Source organism: Gordonia sp. Z-3 (genome assembly GCF_036233855.1).
Lineage (GTDB): Bacteria > Actinomycetota > Actinomycetes > Mycobacteriales > Mycobacteriaceae > Gordonia > Gordonia tangerina.
On record NZ_JAZARS010000018.1, the window covers coordinates 72595 to 97884 of the forward strand.

The 25290-nt window shown below is 67.5% G+C and carries 12 protein-coding genes; 6 read left to right on the forward strand and 6 right to left on the reverse strand.

Features of this window, described 5'->3' with window-relative positions; translation table 11 throughout:
• Window positions 1-43: 43 nt before the first annotated feature.
• Together VX037_RS19410 and VX037_RS19415 are read right to left on the reverse strand one after the other, a co-directional pair.
• Window positions 44-3364, reverse strand: coding sequence for an arabinosyltransferase domain-containing protein (locus VX037_RS19410; RefSeq protein ID WP_287016524.1), 3321 nt, complete (start codon window positions 3362-3364; stop codon window positions 44-46).
• The gene (locus VX037_RS19415) at window positions 3357-6644 is read right to left on the reverse strand and encodes an arabinosyltransferase domain-containing protein (protein WP_287016523.1); all 3288 of its coding nucleotides are present in this window, start codon (window positions 6642-6644) and stop codon (window positions 3357-3359) included. Before VX037_RS19415 ends, VX037_RS19410 begins: the two co-directional genes overlap by 8 nt.
• Window positions 6645-6760: 116 nt before the next feature.
• Between VX037_RS19415 and VX037_RS19420 the strand changes: the two genes are divergently transcribed.
• From VX037_RS19420 to VX037_RS19430, 3 genes are all read left to right on the forward strand, one after another.
• A complete protein-coding gene (locus VX037_RS19420) occupies window positions 6761-10093 on the forward strand; it encodes an arabinosyltransferase domain-containing protein (protein ID WP_287016522.1) in 3333 nt (1110 codons plus the stop codon).
• The gene (locus VX037_RS19425; protein WP_328715514.1) at window positions 10086-13403 is read left to right on the forward strand and encodes an arabinosyltransferase domain-containing protein; all 3318 of its coding nucleotides are present in this window, start codon (window positions 10086-10088) and stop codon (window positions 13401-13403) included. Before VX037_RS19420 ends, VX037_RS19425 begins: the two co-directional genes overlap by 8 nt.
• Before the next feature lie 240 nt (window positions 13404-13643).
• Complete coding sequence (locus tag VX037_RS19430) at window positions 13644-14534, forward strand: oxygenase MpaB family protein (protein ID WP_287016520.1); 891 nt, start codon at window positions 13644-13646, stop codon at window positions 14532-14534.
• Between the two features lie 3 nt (window positions 14535-14537).
• On the opposite strand, the gene VX037_RS19435 is transcribed toward VX037_RS19430, so the two are convergent.
• Both VX037_RS19435 and VX037_RS19440 read right to left on the reverse strand, forming a co-directional pair.
• Window positions 14538-14948, reverse strand: coding sequence for a type II toxin-antitoxin system VapC family toxin (locus tag VX037_RS19435; protein WP_287016519.1), 411 nt, complete (start codon window positions 14946-14948; stop codon window positions 14538-14540).
• Window positions 14935-15180, reverse strand: a complete 246-nt coding sequence (locus tag VX037_RS19440) for a FitA-like ribbon-helix-helix domain-containing protein (protein WP_235723322.1) — start codon at window positions 15178-15180, stop codon at window positions 14935-14937. The genes VX037_RS19435 and VX037_RS19440 overlap by 14 nt, the downstream gene beginning before the upstream one ends.
• A 149-nt stretch (window positions 15181-15329) precedes the next feature.
• Between VX037_RS19440 and VX037_RS19445 the strand changes: the two genes are divergently transcribed.
• The 3 genes from VX037_RS19445 (at window position 15330) to VX037_RS19455 (ending at window position 18162) form a co-directional block, all read left to right on the forward strand.
• Window positions 15330-16052: a VIT1/CCC1 transporter family protein gene (locus tag VX037_RS19445; protein WP_235723321.1), complete on the forward strand. Its 723-nt coding sequence runs from the start codon at window positions 15330-15332 to the stop codon at window positions 16050-16052.
• A 114-nt stretch (window positions 16053-16166) separates the two neighbouring features.
• On the forward strand, window positions 16167-16715 hold the full coding sequence (locus VX037_RS19450) for a Dps family protein (RefSeq protein ID WP_235723320.1): 549 nt from the start codon (window positions 16167-16169) through the stop codon (window positions 16713-16715).
• A 214-nt stretch (window positions 16716-16929) separates the two neighbouring features.
• Window positions 16930-18162, forward strand: coding sequence for a DICT sensory domain-containing protein (locus VX037_RS19455; protein WP_235723319.1), 1233 nt, complete (start codon window positions 16930-16932; stop codon window positions 18160-18162).
• Between the two features lie 113 nt (window positions 18163-18275).
• Here the strand turns inward: VX037_RS19455 and VX037_RS19460 are convergent, their stop codons facing one another.
• Both VX037_RS19460 and pks13 read right to left on the reverse strand, forming a co-directional pair.
• Window positions 18276-19862, reverse strand: coding sequence for an acyl-CoA carboxylase subunit beta (locus VX037_RS19460; RefSeq protein ID WP_235723318.1), 1587 nt, complete (start codon window positions 19860-19862; stop codon window positions 18276-18278).
• Window positions 19863-19890: 28 nt separating this feature from the next.
• Window positions 19891-25287: a polyketide synthase Pks13 gene (pks13, locus tag VX037_RS19465; protein WP_328715515.1), complete on the reverse strand. Its 5397-nt coding sequence runs from the start codon at window positions 25285-25287 to the stop codon at window positions 19891-19893.
• Between the last annotated feature and the right edge of the window lie 3 nt (window positions 25288-25290).

Below are 25290 nucleotides of genomic sequence, written 5' to 3' on the forward strand. Positions count from 1 at the left end.
GCGGAAAGCGCAGGTTCGTACTACAAAACCGGGCGGGGGCGGGTCAGTTCCTGATCGCGCGCATCGGGCCGGGGGTCCAGAGGCCGCCGTGGTCTTCTTCGGTCAGTACGAGCTCGGCGTCGACCTGGGGTTGAAGCGGGGTGAGGCGCTGCAGGCTGCCCCAGTCCTTGGCCCAGCCGTTGCGGAGATACGACGGCAGCACCACGGGCCGCAGTTCGTTCTCCACGATGCCGAGCGGACCACCGTAGTCACCGGCCATCCAGCGCCGTGAGTTCACCCGCTCACCTTCGGCATCGGGCGTGATCCGCCACTGCGGGGTCTCCCACACACCATTGACCACCGTCGCCGGCCGCTGACATGGGAAGGCGAAGGCGACCTCCCAGTCCAGCAGCACCGGATCCTCGCTACCCACCAGCGAATTCAAGGTGACCAACGGGGTCACCCGCGGCGGGGTCACCGCCAGCCACTGGGCCGGATTGCCCGAGGTGTCCTCGGCGACGATCCGCACCACCGACGCCCGCGGCGGGGCCTGATCCCGCGGGAACCGCAGGTTGCGCCATTCGGGGTCGTTGCCGATGTCCAACGGCACCATCGATGCCACGGTGGTGACCCTGCCGTCCGGCTCGACGCGACCGAATTCCAGTCGCAGCTTCTGCCCCGGATGGGTGACGGCCAGTTCGTCGACGTATTCGATGGTCCCGGCCACCGACATGGTGACCAGCGGTGTGTCATCGGATCGCTCCGGCAACTGATACCAGTCGGACGTGAGTTGCCCACGCCCGGTGGGAGTTCCGTAGGTTCCCAACACCGGTACCCGGCTCTGGTCCAGACCGAACGGCAGCCGCACCGATGATCCGTTGACCCCGCGGGTCGCGGTGGTGCCGCCCCCGGTGTCCGCCGATCCCGCCGTACCGCTGGGTTCGGACTGGGCATCGGTGGGATCGGTCTGGGTCCGGTCGACGCCACTGGCGGTGGTGTCGGCTTCTGCTTCGCTCTCCAGATGCGCGGAGACCCCGTTCGGATCGAATCCTTCCATCGAACCGGTGCCTGCGCCGGCGAGCGCACCGCCGGGAGACCGATCACTCTGTCCGGCAACACGGGCCGGCGTCAGCAGACTCTCGTTGGGATCGGCCTCCACCAGCACGGCGTCGGCAAGTGCGCACGGCTCACCCTGTATCGCGTTCAGGTTGGAACTAGCCCATGACCACGAATCGCGTTGTGTCTGATACGCCTTGGCGAACGAGACGAAGTTGAACAGCAATACGGCAGCGGAGATGATGGCCAGCGAATACGTCGGCATCCGCTGGATCAGGCTCGGCGACGAACCGGCCACCGGCTGCACACCGCTCTCGGCCGCCCGGTCGTCGCGGTAGTACTGCCAGACGCCGAGCACGGTCAGCGCCCCCGCCACTGCGAGGATCGGGATGAACAACCCGATGCCCGCGACGTTGGGGGTGTCATCGGCCCACGGGATCCCGTAGCTGCCGACGTACCACCACTGGTTGCGTCCGGCGAACGCCACCGCTAGGGCGTAGGCCGCCGCGGCGGCGATGAACGTCCGGTTGCAGCGCCGCCGCATCACCTCCGGGCGCAGGAAAACGGTCGCCGCAGCTGCGAGAACACCGGTGAGACAAGCGAAAGCACCCATCTGATGGGTGGCCTTGGTGGGCACGAAGGCCAGCACGGTCACCGCACCCGCCGCGACCGCGAGCAACCGCCACAGCGGCGCCGTGGCCACCCCCGGCACTCGCCGCTTGCTGAGCAACGTGAGCACGATGATGATGGCGGCGAGGAAGGTGACGAAGATGCCGACGCGACGCGCGATCGACCCGTCGGGGGTCGGGTTGAGCAGGATGTAGTAGCGCATCGCCTCGGTCCACCATTCGTTGGTGGGGCCGACGACACCTTGCACGTCAACGCCTTCGAGGATGGTGGCCAGGGTCTGATCGACGAAGATCAGGAACAGCACGGCCAGGCCAGAGGCGAGTACCGGCATCAGCAGCGGCAGCAAGCCGTCGTCGGCGCGGCGTCGGCGCAGACGCCGCAGCAGCGGGCGCAGCGCCGCCAGCAGCGGCAGAATCGCGATCGCGCCGGCCGGGTGAATCGTCAGGGTTGCCCACGCGGCCACCACCGCCAGGGTCAGTGGGAAGAATCGCCCCGTCGCGATGGCGCGTTCCACCAGCACCCAGGTCAGCAGAATGCCCACGCTCAGTGCCGGTTCCACCCGGAGTCCATTGTTGAACGGCAGCCACACGGCCAAAAAGCCGAGTCCCGCCGCCCAATACGCTGCCCGGGAGGTGCGAACCGCCCGACCGAGACGGGGCAGCGCGAACCGGCTGATCAGGAACCAGCCGACGAGCGCGAACAACAACGGCAGCAACCGCAGCCACGGGGTGGCGGTGCTGACCTCCATCCACAGCGCCAGATAGCGGTAGTGCCAGCCGAACGGGTCCTGTGGCGCACCGAAGTAGCGGTAGTAGTTGTCCAGATAGCCGGCGTCGGGCGCCACACGCCCGACGGTCACCTGATAGCCGTCATCAGCGGTGTTGCCGCCGACGAACAGCCAACCGAACAGCACTGCGGTGATCACCCCGTCGAGCAGGGTCGGCCGCCACCACCGCGCCGGTAGGCCCAACCCGAACCGGTGCCCGTCGCGCGAGTCGAGCACCGCCAGCGCGGCCATCGAGGCGATCGTCATCACGATGCCGACGATCAGCACCAGACCCTTGAGCAGGGTCGGGCTGGTGCTGAACCGGGTGTCCACGGTGGAGGTGAACGAGAGCCCATCGGTCGGGGCGTCGGCCGGCAGATCGGTGTAGACACCGATGATCTGGGGCCGCGCGTTCGGGTCGGCGAGGTCGAACGTCGCCGGATCTCCGTCGGCGGGCACGAACCCTTCGACCGATCCGCGGGTTCCGCTGGTGTCGGAATCGATCACGATGCGGCAGTTCGCGCTCTGCGCTGCGGCAGCGCGGGGCACGTTCAGCAACACCGCGTTACGCTGCGTCACCAGCAGCCGGTCGGCTGTCGCACGGATGAACAGGCCGACGGTGTTCGCCTCGGCACCGTTCTCGGGGACCGTCGACAGCAGCACCCCACCGGAGGGAGGCAGGTCGGAGGCGAGCGCGCACGGCACCGAGATGTCCATCGACACCGGCACATATGCGACGTTCGGCGCCGCGACGTTCTCCAGACTGCTACTGCCGGGCTGTGGCCACTGCAGTTCGGCCTTGGTGTAGGTCACCGGTAGGAACGGCGCGAGGATCGCCAGCAGCACTCCGATCGCTCCGGCCACCACGGCGACGATCTTGGCGTTCTTCAGCTTTCGCGCCGACGGACGGCGTGCCTGCGCGTTCTCAGTCATCCTGTGCCACCACCCTGATCGCACCCGGGCGCATCCAACCCCAGGTCGACGACGTCCCGGTACTCACCCGGGCCGGCTGAGCCTCGGGCACCAACGGCGTCAGACGTCGCAGACCTCCCCAGTCCCGATACCAGTCGCCGTCGAGGTAGGTCGCCATGGTGGCCTCACGTGTCAGTGCCTCCGGGGTGGTCAGGATGCCGCCGTTGATCGCGGCCTGCCACGTCTTGGACTTCGAGTTGGTGGTGGTCTGGTCGGGCACGATGCGCCATTCGGGGATCTCGGCAACGCCGTGACGGGTTCCCATCGGATGCTGGCACGGGAATTGGCTGCCCACCGAGAGATCCAGCAGCACCGGAGTTTCTGTGCCCACCACTTGCTGCAGGGTCTGCAGTTGCGGTGCCCGAGGCGGGGTGATGGCCAGCCATTGATCGGGACTCACGTTGTTGTCCACTGCACTGATCCGCATGGCGGTGGCGTTCTCGGGTACCGCCGACATCGGGATGCGCAGGTTGCGCCACGGCCGATTCGGCCGCTCCGGACCGGGATCGATCGGCACATATGCCTCACCGACCTGGCGGAAGCCCTCGGGGCCGTCTCCGGCTCGCCCGAACTGTACCTTCAGCGAGCGGCCGCCGCGTGGCACACCGTCGGCGTCGACCGAGAACACCGGTCCCGCCGCGGTGATCACCAGCAGCGGCGAGGAGTCGCGGGCGGGCAGTCGGTACCACATCGACGTCAGCTCGGCGATACCGTTGTCGTGCCCGTAGGTACCCAACACGGGGGTGGTCTCGGCCGACAGACCGAACGGCAGTGCGGCGGTTGAACCGTTGATTCCCTCGGGGCCGCGACCGCCGGTGGTGCCCGGGGCCCCGCCGCTGACGATGAACGGCCGCGACAGGTCCCCGGAGGTGTTGATGGTGCCGGCGCCGAGCGCGGTGGGGTCGGGCATCAGGTCGCCGGCCACCCCGTCCGGCCCGAAGCCGGTGGATTCGCCGGCCAGCGCGCGGGAGATGTCGTCGGTGCCGATCGGTTGCAGTGCACCACGATTCGGGTTGTCCTCAACCAGCACGTCGTCGGCCATCCCGCAGGTGTCACCGGTCAGCGCCCGCATGTTGGCACTGAACGTCGTGTAGGTGTCCGACCGCGCCACCGCGGCCTTGGCGAACAGCAGCAGTTCGACGATCACGACCAGCGTCGCGATCACCAGCATCGGCGCCGACGACACCGCCGACTGGGTGCGCGACACCGGAGCGTGATCATCGCGGACCTTCCCCTTCTCCGCGTCCACGTCGATGCGCAGATGGAACCAGATGGCCACCGCCAGTGCGAGCGCGGTGAGTACCAAGAAGATCGACGACAGCGGGGTGCCGGCGATCGACGGCGCCTTGTCGAACCAGGAGATGCCGAAGTCGTAGGCCCAGCCCCAGGCGTTCTCCCCCGCCATGGCGAGCGCGCAGGCGAACATGAGCACCGCGATGTACATCCACAGGTTGCGCGGCGAGCGCCGCGCCGACTGGGCGACTGCCACCGTCGCCACCGCCGCCATGGCGGCACCCACCCCGGCGTAGATGCCGAATTGGACGGTCCACTTGGTGGGCGTGAACGACAGCAGCAGCACGGTCAACAGGATCGCGCCGATGACACGCCACACCGGACCCGGATCGACTCCGCGGATGTGTTTGCGCCGCAACATCACCGCCAGCGTCACGAACACCGCGGCGATCAGCAGCAACATCGGGACGCGGCGGACCAGCGAGCCGTCCTGGGTGGTCAGCGACAGGTAGTAGAACCGCAGCAGTTCCTGGTACCAGACGAGGGTGGGCCCGACGGTGTAGCGCACGCGCACCGCCTCGGCGACCGTGGCGAGGGTCTGGTCGCGGAACACCACGATCACCACCAAGGCCGCCGCCGCAGCTACCGGAGCGAGCAGTGGGAGCAGACCGTTCTCGGCTCGGCGCCGACGCACAGTGCGCAGCATGGGCCGCGATCCGGCGATGAGCAGGGCGACCGCGATCAACCCGTGCGGCGCCAGCGCGAGGGTCATCCCGGCGGCCAGTGCGGCGCCGGCGGCCGGCAGCATCCGGCGGGTGGCCACCGCCTGCTCCACCCCCCACCAGGTGAGCAGCGAACCGAGCACGATGATGCCTTCGCTGCGCAGTCCGCTGGCCAGCGGCATCCAGAACGCAACGAACACCGCAGCCGCGGTGAACATCGCCCACTGGGACCGGCGTACGGCGCCACCTAGTCGGGGCAGCAGCACCCGGCTGAGGATGAACCAACTGGCCAGGCCCGCGAGCAGCGCGGGCAGTCGCATCCACACACCGGCCGTCGACACCGCCTCCCAGTGCGACAGGAAGGCGTAATACCAGTCGAACGGCGCCTCGGGGATGCCGAAGAAACGGTAGTAGTTGGCGAGGTAGCCGGCGTCGGACGCGTTGCGGCCCATCGCCAGGATGTAGCCGTCGTCGGAGGATCCCGCGCCGAGGAAATGCCAGATCACCAGGGCCGCGGTGACCGCGAGGTCGGCGATCCGGGGGGCGAACAGCCGACGCAGGTCGAGTCGCCCGATGCGGCGGTGATAGCCGTGCGCGACGTCGAGGGCGGCGATGGCGACGAACGCGACGATCACCGCGAGCACTCCGATGATCATCACCAGCAGTTTGATCCACGACGGCGACGACTCGAACCGGTTGTCGACATCGATGTGCACCGCGAACCCGTCGTCGGCGGCCGCGCGGGTCACCGTCTCGGGATCGAGGTCGGTGAAGATGCCGGAGACCTGCGGACCGGCGGCCGGGTCGGCGGTGGCGACGATGCCGGCGCCGACAGCGCGCGCCTCGACACCGTCGAACGACGCCCGGATGCGTAGCCGCTGGCAGTCGGCGAGCCGGTCGGACGGGATGCGCAACAACTCCTGTCCGCGCAGGACCACATCGACCCCGGTCGGTGCGGCCGTCACGAACAGCGCCTTCGCCGACGCGTCGGTACCGGCCGGCGGCATCGTCGACAACACCATCGTCGGCCCGTTGGTCGCCGCGGCGGCCAGCGTGGCACACCCGATCGTGACGTCGAGCCCAGCCGGTGTCTGTGCCACCAGCGGCGCGGTCACCGACGCGCTCGCGGCGCTCGTCAGGTCCCGGTCGGGCCAGTCGATGGCGGCGGTACGCTCGTTCACCGGCAGCAACGGCGTCAGGACGGCGGCGAGGATCGCCACGAATCCGGCGACGGTTGCAATCGTCGCCCACGTGCGCGCCGGCAGCCGTCGGGAAGTCTCAGTCATCAGTCGGTGACCCTAATCGACAGTCCTGAAAGTACCGTGAGCCGCTCCGCGGAGATGACCGGCGGCTGCGACCGTTGACTAGGTACTCACCGCGAAGTCGCTTAGCATCAGACATCGTGCCTGTGACAGCCCCGAACGCGGCGCCCGACGCGGCGCAGCCCAGAACCAGGGTGTCCGCGGGCACCGCACGCACAGTGGCGATCGTCGCCGGCATCATCGGGGCCGTCCTTTGTGCGATCACCCCGTTTCTGCCGGTGGAATCCACCGAGGCCTCCTTCGTCTGGCCGCAGGGCCAGCAGCTGTCGCCCGAGTCGTCGTCGGTGGTGGCCCCGCTCATCGCGCAGACACCGCAGTCCCTCGACGCCACCATCCCGTGCAGCGTGCTCGCCGCGGCGCCGGTCGGCGACGTGCTGACGACGATGCCCGCGGACGCTCCCCAGAGCAGGTCCTCGGCGCTGTATGTCACCGCCGGCCGCGACGCGGTGTCGGTCACCTTCCGTAACTCCCTGGCGGCGAGCGCACCCCGCGATCAACTGTCGCAATGCAGTGATCTCCGTATCTTCTCCGAGCCGTCGGGGCCCGGCGCCCAGTTCGTGGGGCTCGGTGAGCCCACCGTGCTGCCGCCGGACAAACGTCCGCAGGTCGACGGCGTCTTCTCCGATCTCTCCACCGCGGAAGTCACCGCCGCAGCTCAGAACGGGTTGCGGGTGCAGGTGCAGATCGACAACCGCTACGTCAGCTCGCCGACGACCCTGAAGCTGATCGTGATGGTGCTCGCGGTGATCGCGGTGCTGGTGGCGTTGATCGCGCTCGGGTTGCTCGACCGCATCCACGGATATCACCGACAGATCGGCGTGCGCACCCGCCCACGATGGCGCATCGCGGTTCCCAGCCCTGCCGACATCGTGGTCACCGGCGTGCTGATGGTGTGGACGGTGCTCGGCGCCGGCACCGCCGATGACGGTTCCATCCTCAACATGGGCCGTACCGCCGACGCCTCGGGCTACCTCGCGAACTATTACCGCTGGTACGGCATCCCCGAGGCGCCGTTCGACTGGTACTACAGCTTCCTGGCCCACTGGTCGGCCATCTCACCGTCATTGTTGTGGATGCATCTTCCGCCGCTGCTGGCGGGCCTGGCGTCGTGGTTCGTGCTCAGTCGAGTCCTGCTGCCCCGGCTCGGCGCGGCGGTGCGCCGCAGTGGCTGGGCGATTTGGGCTGCCGCGTTGGTCTTTCTCGCGTTCTGGCTGCCGTTCAACAGCGGTTTGCGCAGCGAGACGATGATCGTGCTCGGGTCCGTGCTCACCTGGTGGGCCGCCGAGCAGGCCATCGCGACCCGACGGCTGCTGCCGGCCGCGCTGGCGGCCATCGCCGCCGGCTTCACCTTGGCACTGGCCCCGCACGGCGTGATCGCAGTCGCCATCCTGCTGGTATCCGCGCGCCCGCTGCTGCACATCCTGCTCGACCGCCGCCGCGAGGCGGGCACCCTCGCCCTGCTGGCACCGATGGCCGCCGCCGGGTTGCTGGTGCTGATCGTGGTGTTCCGCGACCAGACGCTGGCCACTGTCGTGGAGGCGATGAAGATCCGCTACCAGGTGGGGCCGGTGATCAGCTGGCATCAGGAGTACCTGCGCTACTACTTCATCTCCGTCACCACCGACGACGGCACACTCACCCGCCGGGTGCCGGTCCTGCTCCTGCTTGCTGCGCTGATCGTGACCGTCGCCGTCCTGCTGCGCCGTACCCGCATCCGCGGAGTCGACCCCGGCCCGGCGTGGCGTCTCGTCGGCGCCGTAGGCGTCACCCTGCTGTTGCTGGCGTTCACCCCGACCAAGTGGACCATCCAATTCGGCATCTTCGCCGGGCTCGCCGCCGCGCTGGCGGCGACGGCCACCCTGGCGGTCGCGCAGTCGGCGGCGCGGTCTGCCCGCAACCTGACGGTGTTCATCTCCGGCCTGTTGTTCGCCCTGGCCGCGGCGACCGCCGGCTACAACTCGTGGCCGTTCGCCTACGAATACGGCATCTCCTGGTTCGACCGGGCCCCTGTGCTGGCCGGCCGGCCGGTGTCGACGATGTTCTTGGTCCTGGCGGTCGTCGCGGCCGCGGTCGCGGTGTGGCAGCACCTGCGGCTGGACTACGTGGAGAACAAGGGGCTCGCGCACGCCGGTGAGGGACGTGACCAGAGTCGCGCCGACCGTCGTCGACTGTTCTTGGCGTCGTCGCCGATCGCGGTGGTCGCCGGCCTGATGGTCATCGCCGAGGTGCTGGTGTTCGCCAAGGCCGCCGTCACCCGGTATCCGGCGACCACCGTGCTCGCCGAGAACATCGACGCCCTCCGCGGCAACAGCTGCGGCATGTCGGAGAAGGTCCTGGTGGAGCCGGACCCCAACTCCGGCATGCTGACGCCGGCGAACGGGCAGTCGATTACCGAGGCGTTGACCGGCTCCGATCCGGTCGGATTCACCCCGAACGGCATCCCGAACGACCTCCTGCCCGATCCGGGTAATCAGCGCCCCGGCCAGATGAACGTATCGGCCAGTTTCTCGCGCCCCTTCGCGATCACCGGCGGCCTCGGTGCCGGGACCACCGGCGGGCAGGGCCCCCGGACGGTCAACGGGTCCACTGCGGCATTGCCCTACGGCCTGGACCCGGCCACCACACCCGTCCTGGGGAGCTTCGGCTATCCGGGTCAGGCCCAGATGACCACCGGCTGGTACGAGCTGCCGGCGGTACGAGCGGTGTCGCCGCTGCTGGTGTTCAGCGTTGCCGGAGCGGTGTCCACGATCGACACCTTCGGGGTCCGTGTGTTCGGACAGAAGCTGGTGGTGCAGTTCGGGCGACCTGGACCCAATGGTGAGTTCGTCCAGGTTGGCCCCGACGTCTTGCCGATCGACCCGGGCCCGGTCATCACCAACCGGCCGTGGCGCAACCTGCGGGTCCCGATGAGCGCCGCTCCGCCGCGGGCCACCGCGATGCGACTCGAACTCGCCGACAACAATCTGGGCCGCGACCAGTTCATCGCCGTCACCCCGCCCCGCGCGCCGCGGCTACAAACCCTGCAGCAGGTCGTCGGGTCGCGGGCACCCACGCTGATCGACTTCATCGTCGCAGCCCACTTCCCGTGCCAGCGCCCGCTGCACATCGCCAACGGAGTCGCCGAGGTACCGCAGTGGCGCATCATGGGCGACTATCCGCTGACCAACTCGCAGTCGAAGACGTGGCAGGCAGGCGCCGACGGCGGCCTGCTCTCGATCTCCGAGTCGACGACATCGGCGCAGGCTGTGCCGACGTACTTGAAGGACGACTGGACGCGGGAATGGGGTGCGCTGGAACGGCTCACGCCGCTGGTCCCGGGGGCCGCCGACGTCCGGCTCGACACAACGCAATCGACGCAATGGGGCTGGTCGCGCACCGGTTCGATCAGGGTGGAGCCGCAATCCGATGACTGACACACCGACGACCGACGCGCCGTCGACCGGCACCCGTGCACCGCGCATCGATCACCGGACCGCCCGGATCGTCGCGGTGGTGGCCGGTCTGCTCGGTTTCCTCATGGCGCTCGTCACCCCGCTGCTCCCGGTGAATCAGTCCACCGCGGAACTGAACTGGCCGCAGGGAGAGCAGGTCGGTGACGTCGCCGCCCCGCTGGTGTCGTATGTACCCATCGACATGGACGTGACCGTGCCGTGCGCGCTGGCGTCCGACCTGCCCGACACCGGCGGGATGCTGCTGTCCACCATCCCGGCCGGCGGGCAGGATGCGGCGGCGCGGGCCCTGATGATCCGGGCCACACAGGACGCGCTGCTCGTCACCGACCGTGACGTCGTGATCCTCAACACGCCACGCGCCGCGGCGCAGGCGAATCCGAACTGCCGCATCGTGTTCCACGCCGATGGCGACGGGGTCAACGCCCGCATCGACAACGTCACCGGCGACGGCCAACACACCTTCTCCGTCCCCGACCACGAGTTGCGCCCGCAGATCGTCGGCGTCTACACCGATCTTCCGGCGACGGCATCGCGCGAGGGACTGTCGCTGCACGCCACCATCGACACGCGCTACGTCAGCACTCCGGCGCCGCTCAAGGTCGCAGTGATCGTCCTCGGCATCCTGATGACGATCCTGTCGCTGATCGCGCTGGGCATCCTCGACCGGGCCGACGGCCGCAGCCACAAGCGGTTCCTGCCATCGGGCTGGTGGACCATCCGCGGTCCGGACATCGCGGTGTTCGCGATCCTGGCGTTCTGGTGGATCGGCGGCGCCAACACCTCCGACGACGGCTACAACTTCACCGTCGGCCGCATCGCCGGCGAAGCGGGATACGCCGACAACTACTTCCGATACTTCGGCGTCCCGCAGGATCCGTTCGGATGGCACTTCCAGGTCATCTCGGCGATGACCCATGTGAGCCTCGCCGCGCCGTGGATGCGGTTGCCGGCATTCCTGCTCGGGCTGCTCGGCTGGTGGTTGATCAGCCGAGAGGTGATCCCGCGACTCGGGCGGGCAGTGCGCAACAGCACCCCCGCGGTGTGGTCGGCCGCGTTCGTGTTCCTGGCGATCTGGTTGCCCTACAACAACGGTCTGCGGCCCGAACCGGCCGAGGCCGTCGGCGCGCTGCTCACCTGGTGCTGTGTGGAACGCGCCATCGCCACCCGGCGACTGCTGCCCTATGCCGTCGCCGTGGTGACCGCCGCGTTCACCCTCGCGCTCGCGCCGGGTGGCCTGATGGCCGTCGCGGCGTTGCTCGCCGGAATCCGGCCGGTCATCAAGACATTGGTGACGAGACGTCGGCGCGACGGACTGCTCGCGATGATCGCACCGATCCTGGCCGCCGGTACCGCGGTGCTGTACCAGATCTTCTTCGACCAGCCACTGGCCCCGCTGATCGCGGGCAACAAGGTCGCCTCCGACGTCGGGCCCACGCTGGAGTGGTGGTCGGAGCCGGTGCGCTACTACTACCTGATACTGCCGACCGCCGACGGCACGCTCGCCCGCCGATTCGGTGTGCTGATAATGATCTTGTGCCTGGTGGTGGTGTTGCTGCGGCTACTGCGCCGCGAGCACCCCAACGGTGTTGCCCGCGCACCGATCTGGCGACTCATCGCAGTGACGCTGGGCACCATGTTCTTCATCGCGTTCACCCCCACCAAATGGACGCATCACTTCGGTGTGTACGCCGGTATCGCGGGCGGCTTGGCTGCGGCGGCAGGTGCGATGATGGCGCCGGCGATCCTGCGGTCGCGGCGTAACCGGACCTTCTTCGCCGCCGCAGTCCTCGCGGTCACCGCGATCTCGTTCACCGGAACCAACGGCTGGTGGTTTGTCGGCAGTTTCGGTGTGCCGTGGTGGGATCGGCCACCGTCAATCGCCGGGATCAAGGTGGGCTGGGCCATCCTGGTGATCGCGGTGGTGACCGCGTTGGTCGGTCTGTGGTACCACTTCCGCGACGACTACGTCGACGAGTCGACCCGCACCCGCGGCGGCTCCGGATGGTTGTCGAAGCTGAAGTTCTCACCCCTACCGGTGATCTCGGCGTTCATGGTGATTTTCATGGTCCTGTCCTTCGTCAAGGGCGCCTACGAACAACGCGACAGTTGGTCGTGGTTGAAATCCAACGCGCGGGCGTTGACCGGCAACGAGTGCGCCCTGGCCAACGACGTGCTGGTGGAGGCAGACCCGAACACCGGGTTGCTGCTCCCGGCGGCCGTGGACGGTCGCGCGGCACCGGATATCTCGGCGGCGCTCGCCGGCTCGACCAACCCGCCCGGCTTCACCCCGAACGGCGTCCCCAACCGCCTGTCGATCGATTCCACCGAGGATGCCGACACCGCAACGACGTCAGCACAGAACACGGCCCAGACCGGTGCCGGCGCCGACGAATCCACCGAGACCAGCGAATCCGCGCAGGGCGGCACGGAGGGTGGTCAAGGCGTCCGCGGCGTCAACGGCTCCACCGTGAGCCTGCCGTTCGGTCTGAACCCGGCCAACACCCCGGTGCTGGGCAGCTATGGTTCGCCCACCGGCACCGGATCACTGACCACCGACTGGTATCAACTGCCGGCACGCAGCGCCGACGCCCCGCTGCTGACGATCGCGGCGGCCGGTTCGGTGGAGGCCGTCGACGGATTGGGGGTCGTACATTCCGGCCAGCAGGTGAACGTGCAATTCGGTCGCACCGAGGCCGACGGCAGTGTCACCCCGGTCGGGATGATGACGCCGATCGACATCGGTGAAGTGCCGATCTGGCGCAACCTGCGTTACCCGCTCGCCGATGCCCCACCGCGCGCGGATGTGGTGCGCGTTGAGGTGCGCGACACCGCCGGCGCCCCGTCGGAGTGGGTGGCCATCACGCCGCCGCGCGTCACCACCTTGCAGACGCTCAACGACGTCGTGGGCACCACCGATCCGGTGTTCATCGACTGGCTGCCAGGGTTCGTGTTCCCCTGTCAGCAGCCGATGGCGGTGTCCGACGGTGTGCTCGAGGTGCCGCAGTGGCGGATCATGCCCGACGCCGAGGCCACCCGGAAGAACAGCCAGACCTGGATGTCGGGCAAGGCCGGCGGCCCGCTCGGCATCACCGAGGCCATGCTCAAGCCCACCCTGCTGCCGACCTATCTGCGCAACAACTGGGGCCGCGACTGGGGCGGCCTGCAACGATTCACCGAGATCGCGCCGGCGCCGCCGGCCGAACTCGATCTGGGTACGGCGCGCCGCTCGGCACTGTACGACCCGGCGCCGATGCGGTCGAGTGGTTACTGACGGTCGATCTCGATACGCCACTCACTTCGTTCGCGGCTACTCGATCAGCAGGAGATACCCCACTCACTTCGTTCGCGGCTACTCGATCAGCAGGACGCCCCAACCGCTGGTCGAGTAGGCACGAGCCGCTGGGCGAGGGCCGTATCGAGACCCGCCGGCGCATCACGGTTACGCCTACGGAAAGCTACGGTTTGTGCCGATTTTCGGCACAAACCGCGTCGTCGGTGCCCATGATGGGGCATGGCCACCGTGGACCACTACCAGCACGCACATGTCGCGGATGTCCGTGCATCCCGGCACCGTCGCCGCATCCGCCGCACCGGCGACTTGGTGACAGGACTGGGCCCCACGATCGCCGGCGCCAACGTCATCATGCAGCTGGCGAACCCCAGGGTCGGGTACGGCGTGGTGGAGAGCCGTGTGGATTCGGGCAGCGCGGTCAAGCACCCGATCAAGCGCAGCCGGACCACCGGCACCTTCCTGGCCGTCGCCCTGCTCGGCGACGACGAGGACCGGCGCTACGTCCATGACGAGCTGAAGCGAGTCCATGATCTGGTGTACTCCACTGCCGAGAGTCCGGTCCGATACAGCGCCAACGACTCCCGGCTCCAACTGTGGGTGGCGATCTGTCTGCTCAAGTACTTCATCGACCAGTACGAGCTGCTCTACGGCCGCCTAACCGTGGCAGAGAAGGAACGCATCATCACCGACGCCCGGTGGCTGGGCACCACCCTCAACGTCCGGCCCGACCAGTGGCCGTCGAGTTACCGGCAATTGCAGGAGTACTGGGACGATCAGCTCGGCGACATGACCATCGACCCACCGGTGCGCGATCTGCTCCAACAACTCTCGGATCTGTCGTTCCTGCGCCATCGCTTCGGCACCGCGGGCACGGTGGCGCACAAAGTACTCGGCCGGCCGATGAACTACCTGATCAATGCGGGGCTGCCACCCGAGTTCCGCGACATGATGCAGTGGCGATGGGGCCCCGGCGATGAGCGGCTCTATGCACGGACGCTGCGCGTGGCCCGCGCGCTCGATCCTGCGACCGGCCGACTCATGCGGGGCATGCTGTTCACCTATGTGCTCGACATGCGGTTACGACGGCGGTTGGGGCTGAAGGTGTTCTGACGGTCACGTTTGGCGCGGCTCGCCGCCGAGCACCTCGATTGCGCACCGTGGTCCGTGCGCTCGTGCCAGGCGGGCGTCCATCGTGAGGAGCGTGGCGTCCATGGCCTCCGCGAGCGTGACGTAGAACGCATCCCAGCCGCGAACCGAATCGCGCAGCTCCCACACCCTGTCGAGCATCCACCGATGTGAGTGCCGGTCACCCGGCCAGTCCCGAAGGTCGTCGACCGCCAACGCGGCCGCCGTCTCGTCGAGTCGTCCTCGAAGATATTGCGCGCGAATGACTCCGAGCACCTCAACATCGATCACCTCGGGAGCGGTATGGTCGGTGTCCGACGCGAGGCGTGCGCGGATGTCGTCGGCCCGTGGGGTATCGGCGACCACCTCGAACAGGCACGACGCGTCAACGACGAGCATCCGGCCACTGCCCCCGCCAGTTGTCGAGCGCATCCAACGCTTCTGCGGTCGAGATCTGCGATGGGCGCCGCGCGGTGCGGCGCAGCCATTCGGCCACCGACGGACGTGACGCCATGCGGGTGGCCTCACGTCGGAGCAACTCCGGCACACTGACCCCCTCCTCCGCGGCGCGACGTGACAGCGCGGCGTACACATCGTCGTCGATGTCACGAATCTGCACGGTTTTGGGCATGTGTGCATGTTAACATGCGTTCTTGCATCACTGCAGGTAGGGCCGCCCTTCGTGACACTCGCAAGTTCGCTCCTCAGGGAGCGGGTGGCCATGCTGAGGCAACCTTTGCCTTGCTTGCGTGAATCGTCCTGCGCCAGTTGAGTTGACCCATGACCGTCGACCACGAGCATCAGCACCGCAACGAGCCCCACCGCGGATCGCTGGCCAACCGGCTCAACTGGCTGCGGGCAGGCGTCCTGGGCGCCAATGACGGCATCGTGTCCACCGCAGGCATCGTGGTGGGTGTCGCCGCCGCCACCGCCGACCGGGGCGCTATCTTCACCGCCGGCGTTGCCGGCCTGGCTGCGGGCGCGGTGTCGATGGCGCTCGGCGAGTACGTCTCGGTGAGCACCCAGCGCGACAGCGAGGAGACGTTGCTGGCCAAGGAGCGTCGCGAGCTCGCCGAGCAACCCGACGAGGAGTTCGACGAGCTCGTCGGACTGTACGAGGCCAAGGGCCTGAGCCACGAGACCGCGAGCCGCGTCGCCTCCGAGCTCACCGAGAACGACGCCTTCGAAGCCCACGCCGAGGTCGAGTTGGGCATCGATCCTCACGAGCTGACCAACCCGTGGCAGGCCGCCGCGTCGTCGGCGATCTCGTTCACCATCGGCGCCTTACTACCCCTGATCGCGATCCTCGTGCCCACACCGTCCTGGCGCATCCCGGTCGCCTTCGTGGCCGTACTGGTGGCGTTGGCACTGACCGGCGCGACGGGCGCGACGCTGGGCGGCTCGCGTCCGTGGCGTCCGATGGTGCGGGTGGTGATCGGTGGCGCGATCGCGATGATCGTGACCTTCGCGATCGGTCGACTGGTGGGCACGGCCGTCGTCTGACCGGGTACTCAGCTCATTCGGCACCGTTACCGCTCCGTGACCATCGGTCTCGGTTGAGTTGCCGATCACGGTCGAAGGTCGTTGGAACCGAGGAAGGTTCCTAACGTCGGGGACATGACTTCATTCACCGCTCCCGGATTGTCCGTCGAATCAGCAACCACCGTGTCCGATACCTTGCAGGAACGGCTCAGCGCGCTCAACGATCTGCACCTCACGCTCAAGCACATCCACTGGAATGTGGTCGGCGCCAACTTCATCGGGGTGCACGAGATGATCGACCCGCAGGTGGACCTCGTCCGCGGCTACGCCGACACGCTCGCCGAGCGCATCGCCACGCTGGGCTCGTCCCCGCGCGGCACCGCCAAGGCCATCGAGGACGACCGTTCGTGGGGCGACTATTCGATCGGCCGCGATACCGCGCAGGCCCATCTCGGTGCGCTCGACCTGGTCTACGACGGCTTCATCACCTCACACCGTTCCGCGATCGAGAAGATCGGCAAGATCGACCCGATCACCGAGGACATTCTCATCGGCCAGACTGCCGAACTCGAGAAGTTCCAGTGGTTCGTCCGCGCCCACCTGGAGAGCTACACCGGCGAGCTGGCCAACGCCGGCCAGTCCAGCGAGTCCGCTGCCGCGGAGGCCGCTCGCACCGCCAACTGATCGCCGCCCGCCTTCAGGTGGCCGATGCCCGCTGCCGGCCCTCCGGCCAGCCTCCGCTCGACCGGGGAGCCGGCACCACCTTTGTTATCCTGGCCGCAGAGCGGCATGCTTGCATGTTTGCACTGCACAGGATGTGAAAAAGACCGCATCCTCCCACTTCATCTCGGAGCATTCACAGCTCTGACGGGAGGCGCCCGATGATCGCTGTTACCGCATGACCCCCGAGGTCAGGCAGGCACCGGCCACCGAGGGCGGGTTCACCCTGTTCGAGGATCTGGAGCTCCACATGCAGTTCGCGCCGGTGTGCCGGCTCACCGACGGTGCCCTCGCGGCCGTCGAACTGCAACTCCGCGGCCCGTCCGGTACCCGGTTGGGGACCGCGGATGCGCTGCGTCGAGCCGCTCGGTTGATGGAGCAGCATCACGTCCTGGACCGTCGACGACGTGAGCTGGCCCGCAGCGCGCGGGCACAGTCGGTGGCCAAGATCCTGCCGATGCTGGTCGGGATGGATCTCGAATTGTTCGACGAACTCGGCGACGACACCGTTGAGGTGCTCGAGCGCCACGTGATGGTGGTCCTGCCGAGCGCTGTGGAACGCAGCCCACAACGCACCCTCGCCCGTGTGGCCCGAGCACGGGCTGCCGGCAAGGTGATCTGCGTCGACGGGTTGAGCAGCAGCGACCACGCCGCGACGCTGCTGACGCTGATCGAACCCGACATCGTGATCACTTCGGCCGAACTGCTGAATCAGAACTCCAACCCGGAATCGGCCCAGCTCGCGCACACCCTGGCCGCGCACACCGAACGCAGTCAGGCGGTCGTGGTGGCCGAGGGCGTCGACGACGAGGCGCGCCGGGTCATCGCCATGACGATGGGTGCATCATTCGGCATAGGGGCCCTGTATCCCTCGGTCGAGAACCCCGAGTCGCTGGCCACTTCCACGATCGTGCCGCTGCCGGAGCTGCCGGTGTGGTCTACGCCGGCACCTGACCAACAGACGCCCTACGCCATCGCCGCAACCTCGCTCACGCCCCGTCTTGGTGACAAGCGGCTGCTGATCGAGATGAGCAAGGCACTCGAGCACCAGGCCGCGATCGGTGGCGCCTCGATTGTGCTGGGCACCTTCCAACACGCCGACCACTTCACCCGCCGCACCGCGGACCGGTGGCGTGACATGTCCGAGCAGACCGGGCTTGCCGGTGTGTACGGCGTGGGACTGCCGGATGTCCGGGACGGCAACGTCCACCGCGCACCGCTCGACCCCGACGATGACCTGGTCAACGAATGGAACGTCGCCGTACTCGGACCCCACTTCGCCGCACTTTTATCTGCGCGCGATCTACACAGCGGCGCAAGCGATCTCGACCGCACCTTCGACTTCGTGCAGAGCTACGACCGGCTCACCGTCACCCAAGCCGTGCACTCGATTCTGCGGCGATTCGACTGACTCGTACCCGTCCCGTGTCCGGCGGGATCACCGGTGGACGCCGCCGACCGGATAATCCACCCGGCGACGCTGCACGGTGATCCCGGCGGACATTGGCCGATGACCAGGAACCGTCAGATCGGCATCAGGTAGTGCTTGCGGGGCGTCCGGTATTCGGTCTTGTCCCGCAACTGCGCCAACGCCTTCCGGAGCTGCAGCCGGGTCTCGGCGGGCTCGATCACGGCGTCGATGTATCCGCGTTCGGCGGCAAGGTACGGGGTTGCCATCATCGTGTTGTAGAAGTCGATGAAGTCGCGCCGCACCTTGTCGGCTTCGGCCGCCGACATCCCGTCGGTCTGCCGCCGCGTGAGCACCGCCGCAGCGGATTCGGCACCCATCACCGCGATCTTCGCGCTCGGCCAGGCCAAGTTGATATCGGCACCGAGCTGCTTGCAGCCCATCACCGCATACGCACCGCCGTAGGCCTTGCGCAGCACCACCGTCACCTTCGGGACGTCGGCCTCCACGTAGGCATACAGGAACTTGCCCGACCGCCGGATGGTGCCCTTCTGCTCCTCGGCGAGCCCCGGCAGGATGCCCGGTGTATCGACCAGGAAGATCAGCGGGATGCGGAATGCGTTGCAGATCCGGACGAACCGGGTCGCCTTCTCCGACGAATCGGTGTCCAGCACGCCCGACATCACCGATGGCTGGTTGGCCACCACACCCACCGATCGGCCATCCACACGCGCATAACCGGTGAGGATGTTCGGCGCGAACAGCTCGCCGACCTCGTGGAACGCACCATCGTCGAAGAGCTTGATGATGATGTCGTGCATGTCGTAGCCGGCGTTGTCGTTGTCGGGCATGAAGGCGTTCAACGACAGATCCGACTCGGTGATCTCCGGTTCCAGACCGGGGTTGATGACCGGCGGCTGCTCATACGCGCTCGACGGCATGTACTGCAGGTACTCCCGCACCCAGTCGAAGGCGGCGCGTTCGTCGGGTGCGACGTGATGGATGTTGCCCCAGCGCGCCTGGTTGTGGGCGCTACCGAGGTCCTCGGCCGAGATGTCCTCACCGTTGACCTGTTTGAGCACATCTGGTCCGGTGACGAACATGTAGCTCTTGTCCTCGACGGCCACCAGGATGTCGGTGTTGGCCGGGGTGTAGACCGCACCGCCGGCACACTTGCCGAGGATCACCGAGATCTGTGGGGCCAGACCGGACAGCAGCAGGTTTCGACGACCCATTTCGGCGTACCACGCCAGCGAGGTGACGGCGTCCTGAATACGCGCACCGGCCGAGTCGTTGATGCCGACCATCGGGCAGCCGATCTTTCCGGCCCACTCCATCAGCGCAGACACCTTGCGGCCGAACATCTCTCCGACAGTTCCGCCGAACACGGTCTGATCGTGGGAGAACGCGGCAACCGGTCGGCCGTGCACCAGGCCGTGCCCGGTGACCACACCGTCGCCGTACCCCGAGTGCGCGGCACCCGGCATCTTGGCGAGCGCACCGATCTCGACGAAGGTGCCCGGGTCGAAAAGCATCGTCAGCCGTTCGCGCGGCGAGCAGATACCCTTCGCCTCGCGTTTGGCAATTGCCTTCTCGCCGCCGGGTTCCTGTGCCGATTCCAGCTTCTCACGCAGATCCGCCAGCTTCGCCGCGGTTGTCGCATTGGCCGGTGCTGCCGTCCCGACCTCGGTCGTGTCAGTCACGATGCTCGCTTTCTCTCACCTACCGAACTCACCGGCGTGCGTCCACTTCACGCAGTCGCCGGGTGAGATCCGCACCGATCTTGGCGATGAACGGCTCGTCGACGATCGACAGGTGATCGCCGCCGATGTGGATGATCTCCAGATCGTCCACGACCTCACCCCACCGGCCGTCTTCGTCGATGTTCGCCCACTGCGGTTCCAGTTCGATCGCACCGTCGTGCATCTTGTCGGCACGATAGAGGACCACCTTGCCGTCATAGTCGGTGGGTTCGATGTTGGTCAGCGCACGATTGTCGAGGAACGACGTGCGCTGGTGTTCGATGATGCCGCCCGGGATCTTGGTGCCCGACATCGACATCATCTCCATGATGATCTGGAACTGCCCCTCGTCGTCGGCCTCCACGAGCCGGTCCATCGGGATCGGGATGTCAGCGTCGAGATCGTAGGTCTTGACCGCGAAATCGCGCCAACGCTCGAGCCGGGCACGCTTGGTCTGTTCATTCTCCACCACGGGTTCGGATGGCCGAACCACGTCTATCAGGCCGACGAAGGAGACCTCCTCACCTTCCTCACGCAGCACCTGGGCGCACCCGTAGGCCAACGCCCCGCCCAGCGACCAGCCGATGAGCACGTACGGGCCGTGCGGCGCAACCTCGCGCAGCCGCGGCAGGTACTGGCGCACCCGCTCCTCGATGGTTCCCTCGACGCGGTCGAAGCCGATGACCGGCTGATCGTCGGGCAGCCGTTTGAGCAGCGCCTCATACGCCGAGGTGTTGCCGCCTGCCGGGTGGAAGAGCAACGCCGGCACCGGATCTCCGGCGGTCGTGTCGTAGCTCTTCTTGCCGTCGACCACCCGCAAGAAGCGCAGGAAGCCGTCGGTGTCGGCGCCCGCATCGAGGTACTCGCGGACATAGTTCGACATCTCCTCGATCGTTTCCGAGTCGAGGATGTCTTCCATGTCGATGTCGCCGCCGGTGCGCTCATTGAGACGATCGGTGAGCTGTTGGGCCACTTCCTCTTCGAGCACCGGGAGTTTGTTGAACACGCCGCCCGCCGAAGTCTTGGTGACCACCGCGTAGACGCCGAATGTCAGGCGCTCGGCCGCATCGCGCGGCGGAACGTCGGAGCCGGTGGCGTCGGCGACGGCGGCTTGGTCGGCGAGGTCGGTGGGGGTCTGGTCGACTGGTTGCGGGGTGTTCGAGGCTTGCGGGGTCTCGATACGCTCCTCGCTAGCGCTCGTCGCTACTCGACCAGCGGTAGGGGTCTCCGTCGCCACGCCAGTAGGGGTCTCCGTCGCCACGCCAGTAGGGGTGTCCGCCGCCACGCCGTCACCGGGCGCGGCGACGTCCTTCGCGTTCTGCTCATCGATGTAGGCGTTGAGCGCCGCGGTGTCGAGTTCGCCACCGCCCGCGGCATTGTCGGCGAGGTCATCGAGCTGATCGCGGTGGGTGACCGCGAACTCGACGAATTTCACCACATCGGCGAGGTTCGCCTGACGCATCGCCTGCAGTTGCAGTTGAGGGATGTCGAACTCGAACTCGACGCGATTCTTGATCCGCACCGCCATCAGCGAGTCGAGACCCAGTTCGATCAGCGGGATCTCGCGCGGTAGGTCCTCGGGGTCGTATCCCATGGACTCGCCGACGATGATCGCCAGTCGCTGCTCGACCGTCTCACCGCTTTCCGGGTTCCATTTGTTGTCGATGTCGTCGACAATCTCGTCCTCGGTGATCACCTTGTCGTCGGCGAACACCGCGGCCGGTGACGTCTGAGCGGTCTCGACAGCCGGCGCGCTCGCCTGGTCGGGAACTGCCCCGCCCGTGACGGCCGCCTCGAACAGCAACCGGAAGTTCTTGTCCTGCTTGGCATGCACCGTCACCGACGCGCCACCCGGATGCGGGCTCAGCGTGGTCGTCACCGTGCCCGAGGCCGGGATCTGCGCATGCGTGACCACAGCCCCCACCACGGCGTCGGCCATCACCTGCGCCGCCGCAGCCCGCACCAGCTCGCGCGTATCGGCGACCGCCGAGGCGTTCACCTCCCACGCGTGCCGGCCGTCCGGCAGTGCGACATGCGAACCCGGCACGGTTCCCGCCGAGCCGCCGCTCGCGAGCTGCGCCTTGAGCCAGAACTCCCGGCGCTCGAACCGAGTCCGCGGGATGTCGCCGAATGCGCCGGAACCAAACAGAGATCCGACGTTCACCGGATGTCCGTGCACGTACAGCTTCATCAGCGCATTGACGAGTCCGTAGCTCTCATCTTCCTTGCGTTTGAGCGTCTCCACCAGTTCGGCATCGTGCAGCCCGGCCGAGAATGTCACCGCGGCAACAGAGATCAGCACGGCGGGATTCGGCGAGAGCTCCAGGAAGGTGCGGTGCCCGTTCTCCACCGACTTCGCGATCGCCTGGCTGAACCAGACACTGTGCCGCAGCCCCTTGGTGAAGTAGTCGATGGTGTGTACCGGCTCGTGGCCCGGTCGGTAGAACGTCTCCCGGTCCACCGAGCTGTAGAACCCGACGGTCGGCCGCAGCGGCTCGATTCCGGTGAGCTCGTAGGCCAGTTCGCCGAGCAACGGGTCCATCTGGGAGGTGTGGCTGGCTCCCTTGGTCTGCAACTTGCGACCCAGCTTGCCCTCGGCCTCCGCGCGGGCGACGATGGCGTCGACCTGCGACTCGGGGCCACCGATGACGGTGTGGGTGGGTGCCGCGTAGACGCAGATCTCGAGATCGGGGTAGTCGACGAGGACGTCGTTGATGTTCTCGGCGCTGTACTCGACGAGCGCCATCAGCCGGATGTCGTCACCCTGCAGCATCGACTCGCCCTCACCCATGAGGCGCGAACGCTGGCAGATCACCCGAGTCGCGTCCTCCAAGGACAACCCGCCACTGATGTAGGAGGCGGATGCCTCACCCATCGAATGCGGCACCAGCACACCGGGTTCGGCGCCGAAATGCCGAAGCGTGTCGGCGAGCGCGACCTGGATGGTGTAGATGCCGACCTGGCTCGTCTCGATGCCGTAGGTCTGCTCGTCGTCGAGAAACATCTCGGCGATCGAATAGCCGAGCTCGCTGCGCACATATTCGTCGACCCGGTCGACGTACTTCGCGAACACCGGGTTCTCGGTGTAGAGCTGTTTGGCCATCTTGCGGTGCTGCGAACCGAAGCCCGACAGCAGCCACACCGCGGTCGCCGCGTCGGGCGAATCGGCCACGTAGACCAGCGGATTGCTCTTGCCCTCGGCGACCGCACGGACACCGGCGATGGCGTCGTCGTGGGTCCGCGCCATCACCACGGCACGGGAACGGCCGTGATTGCGGTGGGCCAGGGCACGACCGATGTCGGCCAGCGGTGTCGTTTGTCCTGCCTCGGATTCCAGCCACACCAGCAGATCCTCGGCGGCCTTGCGGCGACGCGAGGGCAGGAATCCGGAGAGCACAAGTGGGACAACCGAGCCGTCCGCGGCGCAAGGCGCGAAGCCCTCGGCGGGGTCTTGTTCGGTCTGCTCGGCCGGGGCCTCGTCCTGCTTCGCCTGCGCGGCGAGGACGGCGCGCTCGGCCTCAGTGAGGTACTCGTCGTCGTCGAGGGCGTCGATGTCGATGTCGCCTGGTCTCGATACGGCACTCACTCCGTTCGCGCCTACTCGACCAGCGGGAAGGTCGTTCGCGCCTACTCGACCAGCGGGAAGGTCGTTGACGTCTACTCGACCAGCGGACTCCGACTCCTCGGCAATAGGGCTCGAACCCAGATCGCTCGGCAGGACTTCGCGGACGATGACGTGCGCGTTGGTGCCACCGAACCCGAAGCCCGAGACGCCGGCGATGGCGTGACCGGAGTAGCGGGGCCAATCGCCTGCCTCCGCGTTCACCTTCAGCCCGTTCGCGTCGAACTGGATGTATGGATTAGGGCCGGAGTAGTTGAGCGAGGCTGGAATCTTGTTGTGCTGCAACGACAGGACCACCTTGGCCAGCGCGCCCGCACCGGCCGCGGACTCCATGTGACCGAAGTTGGTCTTCGCCGACCCCAGCAGAGCGGGCGCACCGACGACCCGGCCACGCCCGACCACACGACCGAGTGCGTCGGCCTCGATCGGATCGCCGAGGATCGTGCCGGTGCCATGGGCTTCCACGTAGTCGACGGTGCGAGGGTCGATCGCGGCGTCGGTGTAGGCAGCGCGCAGCACCTCCACCTGCGCCTCCGGATTCGGGGCGAACAAGCCGTTGGACCGACCGTCGGAGTTGACCGCGGAACCGGCGATCACGGCCAGCACCTGGTCGCCGTCACGACGGGCGTCGGCCATCCGCTTGAGCACCACCAGTCCGCCACCCTCGGCACGGATCATGCCGTCGGCGTCGGCGGAGAACGCCTTGATGTGGCCGTCCTTGGCCTGCGCACCGACTCGATCGAAACCGAGCGTGACCGCGGGCGTGATGATCATGTTGACGCCGCCGGCCAACGCGACCGAGCTCTCGCCCGACCGCAGGCTGCGGACCGCCTGATGCACGGCCACCAGGGACGACGAGCAGGCGGTGTCGACCGCGATGGACGGCCCGTGGAAGTCGAAGAAGTAAGAGACGCGGTTTGCGACGATCGACGTGGCCGTACCGGTCAACGCATAGGCCGCGGTCTCCTCGGCACCCTCACCGAGGCCCATCGTCGCCAGCATCTGATAGTCGTTGGTCGACGTTCCGAGGAACACACCCACCGGACCGCCCTTGAGGTCGCTGGCCGGGATGTGTGCGTGCTCGAGCGCCTCCCAGGTGAGTTCGAGCGCGAGCCGCTGCTGCGGGTCCACCATCTCGACCTCACGCGGACTCATCTGGAAGAAGTCGGCGTCGAAGCTCTTCACATCGTCGAGGTAGCCACCCTTGACGTTGGACGCGGCGATGATCTCGGCGATCCGCGGGTCATCGGTGAACTCGGTCCACCGGCCCTCGGGTAGGTCACTGATGCCGTCGACGCCGCCGATCAGCGCCTCCCACGTCGACTCCGGGGTGGCGCCGGCCTTCGGGAACCGCGTCGCGAGGCCGACGATCGCGATGTCGTCGTCGGCGCTGCGCTCACGCTGCCAGAAGGTGTCGGCGACGTCGTCGAGCAGCTCGTCGGGATCACCCTCGATGATGCGCTTGGCCAGCATCGCGATGGTCGGATGGTTGTAGGCCGCAGTCGCCGTGAGGATCACGCCGGTCTTGTCCTCGACGTCGGCGGCCAAGGCGACGGCGTCACGCGAGGAGAGTCCGAACTCCTCCATCGGCCGGTCGTCGGAGATCTGTTCTGCGGGGATTCCGGTGGCGTCCGAGACCCAGGAACGCAGCCAGTCCCGAAGCTCGGCGACCGTCAGATCACCGGCGGTCTCGCCGGCGGTTCCGGTGGCATGCGACTGGTCGTCCGTGCTGGCGCCGGACTCGTCGGTATTCAGTTCAGACATCGC

What these genes read in the sequence shown, in the direction of transcription:
- VX037_RS19410 (WP_287016524.1), bottom strand. Translation starts at nt 3,364, where the DNA reads ATGACTGAGAACGCGCAGGCACGCCGTCCGTCGGCGCGAAAGCTGAAG.
- VX037_RS19415 (WP_287016523.1), bottom strand. Translation starts at nt 6,644, where the DNA reads ATGACTGAGACTTCCCGACGGCTGCCGGCGCGCACGTGGGCGACGATT.
- VX037_RS19425 (WP_328715514.1), top strand. Translation starts at nt 10,086, where the DNA reads ATGACTGACACACCGACGACCGACGCGCCGTCGACCGGCACCCGTGCA.
- VX037_RS19430 (WP_287016520.1), top strand. Translation starts at nt 13,644, where the DNA reads ATGGCCACCGTGGACCACTACCAGCACGCACATGTCGCGGATGTCCGT.
- VX037_RS19435 (WP_287016519.1), bottom strand. Translation starts at nt 14,948, where the DNA reads ATGCTCGTCGTTGACGCGTCGTGCCTGTTCGAGGTGGTCGCCGATACC.
- VX037_RS19440 (WP_235723322.1), bottom strand. Translation starts at nt 15,180, where the DNA reads ATGCCCAAAACCGTGCAGATTCGTGACATCGACGACGATGTGTACGCC.
- VX037_RS19445 (WP_235723321.1), top strand. Translation starts at nt 15,330, where the DNA reads ATGACCGTCGACCACGAGCATCAGCACCGCAACGAGCCCCACCGCGGA.
- VX037_RS19450 (WP_235723320.1), top strand. Translation starts at nt 16,167, where the DNA reads ATGACTTCATTCACCGCTCCCGGATTGTCCGTCGAATCAGCAACCACC.
- VX037_RS19455 (WP_235723319.1), top strand. Translation starts at nt 16,930, where the DNA reads ATGACCCCCGAGGTCAGGCAGGCACCGGCCACCGAGGGCGGGTTCACC.
- pks13 (WP_328715515.1), bottom strand. Translation starts at nt 25,287, where the DNA reads ATGTCTGAACTGAATACCGACGAGTCCGGCGCCAGCACGGACGACCAG.